General features: G+C 70.1%; 13 protein-coding genes. 6 read left to right on the forward strand and 7 right to left on the reverse strand.

Annotated elements, in window-relative coordinates:
- The first annotated feature begins 1 nt into the window (after window position 1).
- Genes BUE41_RS11190 through BUE41_RS31830 form a run of 5 tightly spaced genes read left to right on the forward strand, consistent with a single transcriptional unit; the run spans window position 2 to window position 3,174 of the window.
- Window positions 2–400, forward strand: coding sequence for a cupin domain-containing protein (locus BUE41_RS11190; protein WP_073456971.1), 399 nt, complete (start codon window positions 2–4; stop codon window positions 398–400).
- Complete coding sequence (locus BUE41_RS11195; RefSeq protein WP_073456972.1) at window positions 393–785, forward strand: carboxymuconolactone decarboxylase family protein; 393 nt, start codon at window positions 393–395, stop codon at window positions 783–785. The genes BUE41_RS11190 and BUE41_RS11195 overlap by 8 nt, the downstream gene beginning before the upstream one ends.
- Window positions 778–1,635, forward strand: a complete 858-nt coding sequence (locus BUE41_RS11200) for an NAD(P)-dependent oxidoreductase (protein WP_200803858.1) — start codon at window positions 778–780, stop codon at window positions 1,633–1,635. The genes BUE41_RS11195 and BUE41_RS11200 overlap by 8 nt, the downstream gene beginning before the upstream one ends.
- Window positions 1,632–2,357, forward strand: a complete 726-nt coding sequence (locus BUE41_RS11205; RefSeq protein ID WP_073456973.1) for a GntR family transcriptional regulator — start codon at window positions 1,632–1,634, stop codon at window positions 2,355–2,357. Before BUE41_RS11200 ends, BUE41_RS11205 begins: the two co-directional genes overlap by 4 nt.
- Before the next feature lie 46 nt (window positions 2,358–2,403).
- Window positions 2,404–3,174 (forward strand): carboxymuconolactone decarboxylase family protein, encoded by a 771-nt coding sequence (locus BUE41_RS31830; RefSeq protein WP_073456974.1) that lies wholly within the window; start codon window positions 2,404–2,406, stop codon window positions 3,172–3,174.
- A 48-nt stretch (window positions 3,175–3,222) separates the two neighbouring features.
- Here BUE41_RS31830 and BUE41_RS11215 read toward each other — a convergent pair whose 3' ends face one another.
- From BUE41_RS11215 to BUE41_RS11245, 7 genes are all read right to left on the reverse strand, one after another.
- Entirely contained in the window at window positions 3,223–4,269 is a 1,047-nt protein-coding gene (locus tag BUE41_RS11215) for a zinc-binding dehydrogenase (protein WP_234997173.1), read from the reverse strand.
- A gap of 59 nt (window positions 4,270–4,328) precedes the next feature.
- Window positions 4,329–4,730 (reverse strand): hypothetical protein, encoded by a 402-nt coding sequence (locus tag BUE41_RS11220; RefSeq protein WP_143172092.1) that lies wholly within the window; start codon window positions 4,728–4,730, stop codon window positions 4,329–4,331.
- 111 nt (window positions 4,731–4,841) lie between these two features.
- On the reverse strand, window positions 4,842–5,618 hold the full coding sequence (locus BUE41_RS11225; protein WP_073456977.1) for an N-acyl homoserine lactonase family protein: 777 nt from the start codon (window positions 5,616–5,618) through the stop codon (window positions 4,842–4,844).
- 51 nt (window positions 5,619–5,669) lie between these two features.
- Window positions 5,670–7,277 carry a long-chain fatty acid--CoA ligase gene (locus BUE41_RS11230; RefSeq protein WP_234997174.1) on the reverse strand — a complete coding sequence of 536 codons (1,608 nt, stop codon included), beginning with the start codon at window positions 7,275–7,277 and terminating at the stop codon, window positions 5,670–5,672.
- A gap of 29 nt (window positions 7,278–7,306) precedes the next feature.
- A complete protein-coding gene (locus BUE41_RS11235) occupies window positions 7,307–7,834 on the reverse strand; it encodes a flavin reductase family protein (protein ID WP_234997176.1) in 528 nt (175 codons plus the stop codon).
- 2 nt (window positions 7,835–7,836) lie between these two features.
- Complete coding sequence (locus BUE41_RS11240; protein WP_073456978.1) at window positions 7,837–8,985, reverse strand: 3,4-dihydroxy-2-butanone-4-phosphate synthase; 1,149 nt, start codon at window positions 8,983–8,985, stop codon at window positions 7,837–7,839.
- A gap of 115 nt (window positions 8,986–9,100) precedes the next feature.
- Complete coding sequence (locus BUE41_RS11245; RefSeq protein WP_073456979.1) at window positions 9,101–10,285, reverse strand: LLM class flavin-dependent oxidoreductase; 1,185 nt, start codon at window positions 10,283–10,285, stop codon at window positions 9,101–9,103.
- A gap of 556 nt (window positions 10,286–10,841) precedes the next feature.
- On the opposite strand from BUE41_RS11245, the gene BUE41_RS11250 reads away from it, so the two are divergent.
- Window positions 10,842–12,626, forward strand: a complete 1,785-nt coding sequence (locus tag BUE41_RS11250; RefSeq protein ID WP_143172093.1) for a sigma-54-dependent Fis family transcriptional regulator — start codon at window positions 10,842–10,844, stop codon at window positions 12,624–12,626.
- Window positions 12,627–12,686 lie beyond the last annotated feature (60 nt).

The raw sequence follows: 12,686 nt of genomic DNA on the forward strand, positions 1-12,686 counted from the left end.
CATGCAGATCGTGCGGGGGCGAGCCCCCGGCGACGTGCCGACCACGGCCCGGACCGACACCTTCACCGGAACGGTGTGGGGCGATCCCGTGCTGCCGACCACCGATGGCACCACGATCAACTCGGTGACGTTCGCGCCGTGCGCGCGCACCTACTGGCACCACCACACCGGCGGCCAGATCCTCGTGGTCACCGCCGGGATGGGCTGGGTGTGCACCCACGGCGAACAGCCGCAGGTGATCCGGGCCGGCGACGTCGTGTGGGTGCCTCCCGGCGAGCGGCACTGGCACGGCGGCACCACCGAAACGATCATGACCCACCTCGCGGTGTCCATCGGGCCGACGGTGTGGGAGGACGAGGTCGACGAGGCGGACTACCGGAAAGGAGCCCTGCATGGGTGACGACCGCTACGAGCGCGGACTCGCGATCCGCAAGGAGGTGCTCGGCGAGGCCCACGTCGAGCGGTCACTGGCCGCCGTGAGCGACTTCTCCAGGCCCGTCCAGGAATTCGTCACGCTCGCCTGCTGGGGCGAGATCTGGGGCAGGCCCGGCCTGGACCGGCGGACCCGCAGCCTGCTCAACCTCGTCATGCTCACCGCGCTCGGCCGCAACCACGAGCTCGGCGTGCACGTCAAGGGCGCGATCACCAACGGCTGCACGGAGACCGAGATCCAGGAGGCGCTGCTGCAGACCGCGATCTACTGCGGGGTGCCGGCGGCGCTGGAGTCGTTCCGGGTCGCCGACAAGGTGCTCGGTGAGATCGCCGCGGAGCAGGGCGTTGGCTGATCTGCCCGCGGTCGTCGGGTTCGTCGGGCTCGGACGCATGGGCGGCCCGATGTCCCGGCGGCTCGCCGCCGCGGGGATCACCGTGCGCGGGCACGACGCCGTACCGCGGCCCGAGCTCAGCGACGTGCTCACCCTCGTCGACAGCGCGGCCGAGGCGGGCCAAGCTCCGGTCGTGATCCTCATGCTGCCCGACTCGAGCGTCGTCGAGAGCGTCGTGCGCGGCGGGCTGCTGGCGGCGATGGCCCCGGGCTCAGTCTTGGTCGACATGAGCTCGTCCGAGCCCCTGCGCACCTGCGCGCTCGCCGAGGAGGTCGCCGCCCACGGCGCCGTGCTCATCGACGCGCCGGTGTCGGGCGGGGTGAAGGGCGCGGTAGCCGGCACGCTCACCGTCATGGCGGGCGGCCCGGACGACGTCGTCGGCCGGCTGGAGCCGCTGCTGTCGCTGTTCGGCCGAGTCCGCCACGTCGGCCCCGTCGGCGCCGGGCACGCGCTCAAGGCGCTCAACAACCTCATGTCCGCCGCGCACCTGCTGGCCAGCTCGGAGGCCCTGCTCGCCGGTGAGCGGTTCGGGCTCGATCCCGCGGTCATGCTCGACGCCGTCAACGGTTCGAGCGGCCGCAGCGGCTCCACGGAGAACAAGTGGCCCAACTTCGTCCTACCCGGCACCTACGACTCCGGGTTCGCGCTCACGCTCATGCTGAAGGACATCCGGATCGCGCTGGGCCTGGCCGAGGCCACCGGTGCGCCGTCGGCGCTCACCGCCCGCACCGTCGAGCTGTGGGCCGAGGCCGCCGAAGCGCTGGGGCCCGGTGCGGACCACACCGAGATCGTGCGATGGTTGCGGGGATGAACGCCAGCACGTCACCGGACGTCGGCGGGCCCACCTGGTCCGCCGACCAGGTCGGGCGCGTCGCCGCCCCCCTGCGCGAGCAGGTCGCCACGCTCGTCCGCGACGCCATCCTCGGGTTCAAGCTGCAGCCCGGGCAGCGCCTCGTCGAACGCGAGCTGGTGGAGCAACTCGGCGTGTCCCGGCCGACGGTGCGGGAGGTGCTGCGCCAGCTCGCCGCCGAGGGGCTCGTGACCGTCGTGCCGCAGCGCGGCGCCATCGTCACGACGCTCACCGCAGAGGACGCCGCCGACATCTACGAGATGCGCGCCTCGCTGGAGGCGCTGGCGGTGCAGCGGTTCGTCCAGCGCGCCACCCCCGAGCAGGTGGCGGAGCTGCGGGTCGCCGTCGACGAGATCGCGCGCACCGCCGACTCGTCCGACCCGCTCGACCAGCTGCAGGCCAAGGACCGCTTCTACGAGGTGCTGTTCCGCGGGTGCGGCAGCGAGCCGCTGCAGCAGACCCTCGCTGGGTTGCAGGCCCGGGTGCGGCTGCTGCGAGCGACCTCGCTCGCCGAGGCGGGCCGGCCCGCGCAGGCCGCCGCCGAGCTCTCCGCCGTCGTCGACGCGGTGGAGGCCGGTGACGCCGAGCGCGCCGCCGCAGCCTGCGCGGCCCACGTGCAGAACGCCTCCCGCACCGCGCTCGCGCGGCTGCGCGCGGAGGCCGAAGAAAAGGCCGGCGACTAGGTCCCGGCGCCCCTCATTCGACTCCCGTCCCGTCCGGAGGACACCCATGTCGACGACCGAGCAGGCGCTCACGCCCGAGCAGCAGCAGATCAAGGACGAGTTCATCAAGGTGCGCGGCACCTGGGGCGAGCCGTGGCAGCGGATGCTGGAGCTCGATCCCGGCTTCGTGCGGGCCTACCTGCGCTTCTCCGCCGTGCCGTGGACCGGGGAGCAGCACCTGGAACCCAAGGTCAAGGAGTTCGTCTACATCGCGGCCGACGCCGCCGCCACCCACCTCTACGAGCCTGGGATCCGCCAGCACATCGCCGCCGCGTTCGAGCACGGGGCGACGAAGGAGGAGATCATGGAGGTCCTCGAGCTGACCTCCACCCTCGGCATCCACGCGAGCAACATCGGCGTCCCGTTGCTTCTGGAAGTGCTGCAGGAGGAGGGGTTGCGCGACGGGCCTGCGCCCCTCGACGAGCGCCGGCAGCGGCTCAAGGCCGAGTTCGAGGCCAACCGCGGCTACTGGCACCAGTTCTGGGACGGCCTGCTCGAGCTCGACCCCGATCTCTTCGAGGCCTACCTCGAGTTCTCGTCGGTGCCGTGGAAGACCGGCACCCTGCCACCCAAGGTCAAGGAGCTGATCTACATCGCGTTCGACGCCTCGGCCACCCACCTCTACGTGCCCGGGCTGAAGCTGCACATGCAGAACGCGGTCCGGCTCGGCGCGTCGGCGGGGGAGATCATGGAGGTCCTGGCGATCGTGAGCGTGATCGGCATCCACGCCGCGACGACGGCGGCACCGATCCTCGCGGAGCTCGCCGCGCAGCGCTGAGCGCGGGGCCCACAGCCGCGCCCGGCGGTGCGGCTGTGGGCCGGCCGGTCACATCGCGATGCTCGCGCGCACCACGCTGCGGTTGTCGGCCGCGGCGAACGCCTCGTTGATGTCCTCGAGCGAGAACGTCGTCGAGGCGAGCCGGTCCAGCGGGAGCCGGTCCTGATGCCCGGCCAGGAAGGCCAGGGCCGTCGACAGCGCGATCGGTTCGTAGAGCGAGACACCGATCATGGTCTTGTTCGCCATCACGAGGCGAGAGGCGTCCGCTTCGTAGGTCGAGCCGATGTTGATGTTGCCCATCGTCAGGTAGCGCCCGCTGAGGGCAAGGACCTTGATGCCCTCAGGGATCACGTCGGGCCGACCGGCCACCTCCACCACCACATCGGCGCCTCGGCCGCCGGTCAGGTCGCGCACCTGCCGGACCCGCTTCGCGGGGTCCGGGAACTCGGCGATGTTCACCACCTCGTCGGCCCCGAAGGCGCGGGCGAGCTCCAGCCGCTCGGGCACCGCGTCGAGGGCGATCACCCTGGCTGCCCCGCGCGCCTTGGCCACCGCGGCTGCGTACAGCCCCAGCCCACCGGCTCCCTGGATCACCACAGTCTCGCCGAGCGAGACGGCCGCCCGCTCCAGCCCGTGCACGACCTGCGACAACGCACAGTTGACGCCGGACGCCACGTCGTCGGAGAGCTCATCCGGGACGGTGTAGAACACCGCGCCGGCCGGGAGCAGGAAGTAGTCGCCGTACCCGCCGACGAAGTAGGGTGGCTGCGTCGCGTCGCCCAGCATGGCCATGCGCAGCCTGGCGCACGACACACGGCGCCCCGCTAGACAGTTGCGGCACCGGTGGCACGGGAAGAAGTACGGGAACACCACCCGCGTCCCGACGCCGACCGCGTGCCCGTCCGAGTCCTCGGCGACTCCGTCCCCGAGCGCGGCGATGGACCCGACCATCTCGTGGCCGAGCACGGTGGGCAGCACTCCACCCAGCCCTCGCGTGGAGAAGTCCCCGTGCCAGGCGTGCAGGTCGGAACCGCAGATGTTCGCCCGGTGGATCTTGACCAGCACCTCGCCCGGACCGACCGACGGGAGAGTCACCCGTTTGAGCTCGAACGGTTCGCGAGGGGCGTTGAACTGCGCGATCCTGCCTTCGAACATCACCCGTGCCCCTGTGCGGTCCCGGCGCCGACCGGGGCAGCAGCTGCCGTTGCACCGGTGCTCGCCGCCGCGTGGTCGTGGCTGTGGGCGTGTCCGTGGCTGTGCCCATGTCCGTGCCCATGCCCGTGCCCGTGACCGTGGTCGTGGGCGACCGGCGAGGTCGACGGGTCGAGCGTGCCCTCGGCGTACGCCCGTTCCTGCCGTGCGATCTCCTGTTCCAGGGCGCGGTTGTCCCGCCGCGCGCGGGCGATCCAGCTCCGTGCCGCGACCGGGTTCATGTGGCACAGCCCGGGAACATCCGGGTAGCGCTGGCACAGCGCGGGCCCGGACAGGGCGGGCGCCTCCGCGCGCGGGGCGGGCGCACCCCCCAGCAGCAGGCCGCTGAACCGCCGACGGGCCACCGACCGGCAGAGGGGGCAAGTCCGTTCATCCGGTATGGGGCGCTCGACCCAGGCTTCGTGGGTGCCGCAGTTCGAGCAGGTGTAGTCGACCAGTACCGCCATCGTCCCGGCTCACTCGTAGCAGTACGGGGCGTGCTGGAACTCCGCCCAGTCCTCGGGGTCGTGGGTGATCCACACGGTGGCGTCGGCCGACTCCCGCAGCAGCTTCAGCCGCCGGATCGAGCGGATGGCGAGCTCGGTGTTCGAGTCGTAGGGCATGGGGATCTCGTCCTCCAGCGCCTGCCGCAGGTGCACGGTGTCGCCGGTGAGGATGAAGTTGCGGCTCTTCAGCCGCACCAGCAGGCTCAGCTCGCCCGGCGTGTGCCCTGGGGTGTGCAGCACGACCACGCTGCCGTCGCCGAAGAGGTCGTGGTCGAATCCCACCTGCACCCAGTTGAACGACCGGGTCGCCTCGATGTCGGCCTGCCGGAAGAACCCCGCCCCCGCGGGGTCCGGCCAGAGCGCGAACCGCAGTTCTCCCTCGCCGACGTAGAACTTCGCGTGCGGGAACAGGTACAGCCCACCGGAGTGGTCGAAGTGCGTGTGGGACGCGATGACGTGGGTGACGTCCTCGAGCCGGTAGCCGAGCGCCTTGATCTGGTTGTCCACCCGCTGCTCACGGGTGTACTTCAGGCCGAGGTGCTCGGCGAGCGGACCGTAGACCCGCTCCGGGTCGTCCGCGGCGTCCGGCACGAGCATGGTGTCGAAGAGGACGAGGCCCTTCGGGTGCTCGATGAGGTAGGCCGGCATGGGGATGGTGGTCTCGCCGGTCGCACCGACCATGAGAATCCCGCTGTCGAGGGTGAACGTCGGGGAGTCCAGAGCCCACAAACGCTTGGCGTAAGACATGGCTGCACCTCCTTGTGTCGATAACCGGGTGAGATGAGGAAGGCGCTTCGGTCAGCCCTCGGTGATGCTGGCCCGCATGCGCTTCTTGTCGAACTTGCCGACGCTGGTCTTGGGCACCTCGTCGACCACGACGTAGGCGTCGGGGAGCCAGAACTTGGGGAAGCGGCCGCTGAGGAACTCGCGGATCTCCTCGTCGGTGACGGGCTCGTCGACGGCGAGGAAGGCCACCGGCCGTTCCAGCCACTTGGGGTCCGGTCGCGCCACGACCGCGGCCTCGCGAACCTTCGGATGCGCCATCAAGGCGTTCTCCAGGTCGACCGAGGAGATCCACTCGCCACCGCTCTTGATGAGGTCCTTCGCGCGGTCGACGAGCCGCAGGTAGCCCTCGCGGTCGATCACGCCGATGTCCCCGGTGCGGAACCAGCCGTCCCGGAAGGAATCGCCGGATCGCTCGTCGTCGAAGTAGGAGCGGGCGACCCACGGGGAGCGGGCGAGGATCTCGCCCGGGTGTTCGCCGTCCCAGGGCTGTTCGCGGCCCTCGTCATCGACGAGCTTGAGCTCCACCAGCGGCAACGGCTGCCCCTGCGTGCCCATGATGCGGTACCGCTCCTCGTCGGAGGCATCACGGTGGGCGCTGGTGAGCCCGGTGAAGGTGAGCAGCGGTGACGCCTCCGTCATCCCCCAGCCCTGCGTCACCCGCGCCCCGACGTTGCGCTCCCACCACTGCATCTCGGCGACCGGCGGAGCTTGCCCGCCGAGCCAGAGCGTGTGCAGGGAACCGAGGTCGTACTTGCGCTCCGACCGTTCCAGTTCCCCGCGCATCAGCATTCCCACGGTCACCGCGGCGACGCAGACCGTCGCCTTGCCGTGCTCGATCGCCTCGAGGTAATGAGGTGCCTGCGGGTGCACGCCGGGAAAGACGATGCCCGCGCCCTGCAACGTGCAGGCATAGGGCATCCCCCAGGAATTGACGTGCGACAGCGGGGTCACCAGGAAGTACGTCTCCTGCTCGGAGACCCCGATCGATCCGTGCATGCACAGCATCAGCGCGTGCAGCACGGTGCTCCGGTGGCTGTACACGACCCCCTTGGGGTTTCCCGTGGTCCCGGACGTGTAGCACATGCCGGCCGCGCTGTTCTCGTCGACGTCCGGGAACTCGAGATCGTCGTCGAAGCGATCGATGAGCTCCTCGTACCAGTGCACCGGGCCGAGCGAGGTCGGCGCGGGTGCCGACTCGCCCAGGACGACGATGGCCTCCACGTCGCGGACGGCGTCCGGAATTCCCTCCAGGAGGGGCAGCAGGTCCGGGCTGACCAAGAGCACCCGGTCACCGGCGTGGCGGATGATGTAGCCGATCTGGTCGGGGCTGAGCCGGGTGTTGATCGTGTGCAGCACCGCGTTCATGCAGGGCACTGCGAAGTACGTCTCGAAGTGCTGGTACGTGTTCCAGGCCAGCGTGCCGACCCGGTCTCCGGCGCGTACCCCGAGATGCGCGAGGGCCTTGGCGAGCTTGCGGACCCGCCGGCCGTACTCGCCGTAGGTGTACTCCTTGAACCCTCCCTCGACCCGCGTGATGATCTTCTTGTGCGGAAAGAGGTGCTCCGCGCGCCACAGCAACGACTTCAGTTGCAGTGGCCGGTCCATCATCAGGCTTTGCATGGGTAACTCCGTTGCCGTCGTGCCCGGTGTCAACGAGTCGGCGTCGACGTGTCGAAGAGCAGGCGTGGGAAGGTGCGCGCGGCGTAGGTCAGCGGCATCCGATCGGCGACGGACACGGTCTCGACCCCGCCGGCGAGAATCACGTGGTCACCTCCGGGGTAGGCCGCGTACCGGCGGCATCCCAGGACGGCGACCGCGCCGGTGAGCACGGGGAGGTTGCGGTACCCGGTGGCGAAGTCGTTCCCGGCGAACTTGTCGATGCCCTTGGTCGCGAACCGCCGTGCCACCTCGGCCTGGTCATCGGCCAGGATGTTGACCACCCAGTGCGAGGCTGAGCTGAACGCCGGATAGCAGTCGGCGGAGGTGTCCAAGCACGCCAGCACGATCGGTGGCTCGAGGGACACCGAGCAGAACGCGCTCGCCGTGAAGCCACGCCGGTCGCCGCCGGCGTCCACGGTCGTCACGACCGTGACCCCGCTGGGGAACAGCGACATGGCCCGTTTGAAGGTGGCGGCCTCGGCGGCAGACAGGCTCGGTGGGCTCTGCGTCGTCGACACGGTCACCGTCCTCCGGGTTCGGACACCGCTGCGGCAGCGGTCAGGGTCGGCAGGTGGTCACGGGGGTGGGGCATCGGCGACACCCGGGCGGCGACGGTCACGCCGAAGTCCTCCAACCCGGCGGCCGTGGCGGGGTCGTCGGTCAGGAGCTCGACGCTGTGCACGCCGAGATCGCGCAGGATCTGGGCCGTGACGTGGTAGGGGTGAGCGTCGGCCGGGGCGTCGAGGGCGGGATCGGCGCGCAGCTCGTGGGCCTCCACTCCCCGCAGGTAGACCAGTACCCCCGTGCCGCGCTGCGTGATGCGCCGCAACGACTCGTCGAGCTCGGCGCCGCAGGCACAGAGCGCTGAACCGAAGACGTCCCCGGTGAGGCACTCGGCGTGCATGCGCACCGTGACCGGCTCCGCGCCGGCAACGTCACCGAGCACGAGCGCGAGGTGCTCGGTTCCGTGGGGCTCCGCGTAGCTCAGCGACTGGAAGGTCCCGAACCGCGTGGGCAGGTGGGTCTGCGCGACCCGGTGCAGGAACCGCTCGTGGCGCCGGCGGTAGCGGACGAGGTCCGCGACGGTCAGGCAGGCCAGCCCGTGCTGCTTGGCGAACACCTCCAGCTCGGCTCGTTCCGGCACCGCGCCGTCGTCGTCGACGATCCGGGCCACCACGGCGGCCGGGGCGAGCCCGGCCAGCCGGGCCAGGTCGACTCCGGCCTCAGCAGGGACCGCGTGTTCGAGCACGCCGCCGTCACGGACACGCAGCGGGAGCACATGACCGGGCCGGTCGAAGTCCTCGGCGCGTACGGCGGGGTCGGCGAGCGCCCGCGCGGTTGCCGCGCGTTCCCGGGCCGAGATGCCGGTCGTGCTCGTGCGGCGCAGGTCGACGGAGACCAGGAACGGGGCCGCCGGTGTGTTCGTGCCGGTCATGGGGGACAGGCGCAGTTCGTCGGCTCTGCGGCCGTCGACGGCGACGCCGACGACGCCGCTGGTGTGCCGGACCACGAACGACATCCGCTCGGGCGTGATCGACCCGGCGGCGGCGACCAGATCCCCGGCGTTCCCGGCGTCGTCGATCACGACGACCAGCTCGCCGCGCGAGAATGCGGCGATCGCGGCCTCCGCCGCCTCGTCACGCCGGTCGGCCGACGGCCATGCGTCCATCCGGCTGGACACTGCCCTTCCTCTCTCGTCGACGTCGCTGCACCGCACGGCCGAACGCTCCGTGGTCCGGGTGGGGCTTCGCCCGGGCCGCGGCCCGGGCGAAGCCCGGCCTGCGTCAGATCCAGTTCGGTGCGACCTCGGTGGCCCACAGCTCAAGGCTGCGCATCTGCACGTCGTGCGGAATCGGGCCCGAGTACTGCCACTGCAGCAGGTATTCCGGGTTGTGCTTGGTGACGAGCTTCTCCATCATCCGGTTGACGTCGTCGGGAGTGCCGACGAACTCGAAGCCGCGCTCGACCATCGTGTCGTAGTCGCCGGGGATGGTTCCGGTCTCGCCGGGGTTACGCATCACCTCGGCGAAGCCCATCGGGGCGAACCACTGGGGGAAGACGAAACCGTTACCGCGCCTCGCCCAGTAGTGCGCCTCCTCGGCGTCGCGAGACACCAGGACGTCCCGGAAGATGCCGACGCCTTCGCCGCGCTTGAGCTTGCCGCGCCCGGACGCCTCGGCTTCCTCCTGGTAGACGTCGAGCAGTCGGGAGATCACCTCGTCGTTGGTGTTCATCACGATCGGGGAGATTCCCTCCCGAGCACAGAACCGGAAGGACTCCTCGCTGAAGCTGAACGGCTGGAAGACCTGGGGCCACGGCTTCTGGTACGGCTTCGGGGCGATACCGATCTCGACGATCTCGCCCTTTTCGTTCTGGCCGGTGCCGTACAGGTCCACGGCCTCGTGGCCGAAGTCGATACCCGGCGGAGGGACCTGCCAGTTCTCGGTCTTGAGGGAGAGCGTGCGCTGGCTCCACAGCGCCTTCATGATCTCCCAGTGCTCGAGAAAACGATTCCGGTTAGCGACGTCCCGCTCGGACTTGTCGGAGAAGGTCGCGCCGACGTTGTAGGTCTGTCCCAGCACGTCGGCCCAGCGCTTCTGGTAGCCGCGGGCGATGCCGACGAACGCTCGACCACGGGTCATGTGGTCGAGCATCGCGATGTCCTCGGCCAGCCGGATCGGGTTCTGGAACGGCAGCACGTTCGCCATCTGCCCGACCATGATGTTCTTCGTCTGCATCGCGACGTACAGGTCGAGCAGAATCGGGTTGTTCGACTCTTCGAAACCTTCGATGTGGAAGTGGTGCTCGGTGAAGCTTACGCCCCAGTAGCCCAGGTCGTCGGCTAGCTGCGCCTGCTTGGTCAGCTGGAACAGCATGTTCTGGTAGTTCTTGTCGTTGACCCCTGCGAAACCTTTTCGCAGCTGGTCGTAGCTACCGACCACCGGAAGGTAGAACAGGATGTCCTTCACGCGTGCTCTCCTCCTGTATCGCCGGGTCGCTGGCGCGCCGGATGTGACAAGGAATGTGGTGGCAGTCCGAATCCTCGGGATCTCGGATTCGGTGCTAGAAGCGGCCGTTGCTGCGGATCAGGTGTGTGCTTCGATACGGGATCCGCGGCGACGGATGGACGTCATCGTTCACTCCTTCGTGTCGCGCAGTCCGATTGCAGCAGCGATCCCACTTCGGGATGGTCTGGCTCCGTGGGCCAGCTGCGACAGATGTTGCGACATTCGGCGCCAAGCGTGGTGTTTCAGGGTGAGACACCCGGGGATCCGTTGTTCCAAGGTTTCCCCCACATGTGCTTGACAGTGGCCGCATGCTGGGCGAACGTGATCATCGTGCGGTGGCGCGGTCGCGGCCGCGGAGCACTCGGGTCACGGCGGCGCGGAGGCCGAGGTGTCTCATTCTGAGACGCGATGCGTACCCGGCGTGATCCCTACGATGCAGGCCGTCACGCACGAAGCGAGTACAGAAGGGTCGGCGATGAGGCCTACCTCTGCGACTGGTTCCGCGCATGGCACCCTCTTGACGCGTACCGAGGTGGAGCGGCCCGGCAACCGGCGGCTGCGGCCCGTCATCGAGGCGTCGTGGCATCGGTCCTCGGCGTGCGGCCTCAGCCACGAGATGAAGGCCGAGCTGCCCTACACCGACGACTTCGACGACGACAGCCGACTGCTGCGGGCCGCCCGGCCGGTGCTCGACCGGTTGGAGACGTCGCTGTCCGGCACCTCGACGAGCGTCCTGCTCGCCGACGCCGAGGCGCGCATCCTCGAGCGCTGGGTCGGGGAGAAGTCGCTGCACGATGCGTTGGACCGGGCCCACGTGGCGCCGGGTTTCGGGTTCGCGGAGGAGTTCGCCGGTACGAACGGGGTCGGCACGGCGCTGGAGGACGCCGTCCCCGTGACGGTGCGCGGAGAAGAGCACTACGCCGACTTCCTGCGACACCTGGCCTGCGTCGGAGTGCCGATCCGCCACCCCACGACCGGTGCGGTCGAGGGGATCCTCGACATCTCGTGCTTGGCGGCGGAGTACAACCCGCTGATGCCACCCCTTATCCTGGAGGCGGTCCGGCACATCGAAACCCGGCTCACCCAGATGTCCTCGCAGTCCGAGGTGGCGCTGCTGGAGGCGTTCGCCCGCGCGTGCCGGCGCCATCGTGGGGCGGTCGTCGCGATCAGCCCCAACATGATCTTCACCAACCCGCCGGCCGTGAAGCACCTGATCCCCACCGACCAGGCGATCCTGTGGGATGCCGCCCGTACCACGGTGAGCTCTGGCAGGTCGGAAGCCACCGTCGATCTGGCCCGCGGCCGGTTCCGGATGCGGTGCACACCGGTGTCGATCGGCTCGGGCGAGCCCCGCGGTGTCGTGGTCCGGCTGGATCCGTGCGAGCGGTCGCACGAGTCCGTGGAGCGGTCCGGCACGGTCGCCGACACCACCCCGCAGGCGCCCAAGCCCGGCCCGCCCGGTCACAGCGCGCAGTGGCGTCAGCTGCTCGAGCGCGTACGCCAGCTCGCCGACGGCACCGCGCCGGTGGCGTTCAGCGGCGAGCCGGGAACCGGGAAACATCGCCTGGCGCTGTACCTGCACGAGCTCGCCCCCATGCCCCGTGGCCTGCGCGTCTTCGACGCCTCGACCTCGCCCGGGGAGACCGGCCAGGACGAGATGCTCGACCGCGCGGATGCGGCGCTCGCCTGCGGCGACACGGTCGTCATCCGGCGCATCGACGAGCTCGCCGAACGGCCGCTGGCCCGGTTGCGCGGGCTCGCGGTGAACGGATCCACGTCGGGACGTGCGCGTACCCCGGGGCGCCTGCTGGTCACGGCGCGGCGCGCGGGCGGTGACGACGCGCTCGAGTTCACGCTCGCCGCCTTCCCGCACCACCTGTGGGTTCCGCCGCTGCGGCGGCGATCCGAGGACGTCACCGACATCGTCCCGGCGCTGCTCGCAGACCTGGCGCCGGACCGCCGTATGCACTGCTCGCTGCCGGCGATGCAGACCCTGCTCGACCATCCCTGGCCGGGCAACGTCGCCGAACTGCGCGACGCACTCGTCGCAGTGGTCGTCTCCGTCGGCGACGCCGCGCGCGAGATCCAGCCCCAGCACCTGCCCACCTGGGTGCTCAAACGAGCCGGACGCCGTCGGTTGTCAGCCATCGAGGAGGCGCAGCGCAACCTCATCATCGAGACCCTCGCGAGCGTCGGAGGTAACCGCAGCGAAGCTGCGCGGATCCTCGGGATCGGCCGCGCCACCCTCTACCGAAGGATGCGCAGCCTGGGGATCGCCACCTCGCACCAGCTCGGCGCCTGACGACGCGCCACGCTGGCCGAGTTCTCCGGTTCGGCCCACGGATGTCGGTGGAGCCGGCTA

It is taken from the genome of Pseudonocardia thermophila (genome assembly GCF_900142365.1).
GTDB lineage: Bacteria > Actinomycetota > Actinomycetes > Mycobacteriales > Pseudonocardiaceae > Pseudonocardia > Pseudonocardia thermophila.

What these genes read in the sequence shown, in the direction of transcription:
- BUE41_RS11190 (WP_073456971.1), top strand. Translation starts at nt 2, where the DNA reads ATGCAGATCGTGCGGGGGCGAGCCCCCGGCGACGTGCCGACCACGGCC.
- BUE41_RS11195 (WP_073456972.1), top strand. Translation starts at nt 393, where the DNA reads ATGGGTGACGACCGCTACGAGCGCGGACTCGCGATCCGCAAGGAGGTG.
- BUE41_RS11205 (WP_073456973.1), top strand. Translation starts at nt 1,632, where the DNA reads ATGAACGCCAGCACGTCACCGGACGTCGGCGGGCCCACCTGGTCCGCC.
- BUE41_RS31830 (WP_073456974.1), top strand. Translation starts at nt 2,404, where the DNA reads ATGTCGACGACCGAGCAGGCGCTCACGCCCGAGCAGCAGCAGATCAAG.
- BUE41_RS11225 (WP_073456977.1), bottom strand. Translation starts at nt 5,618, where the DNA reads ATGTCTTACGCCAAGCGTTTGTGGGCTCTGGACTCCCCGACGTTCACC.
- BUE41_RS11230 (WP_234997174.1), bottom strand. Translation starts at nt 7,277, where the DNA reads ATGCAAAGCCTGATGATGGACCGGCCACTGCAACTGAAGTCGTTGCTG.
- BUE41_RS11240 (WP_073456978.1), bottom strand. Translation starts at nt 8,985, where the DNA reads ATGGACGCATGGCCGTCGGCCGACCGGCGTGACGAGGCGGCGGAGGCC.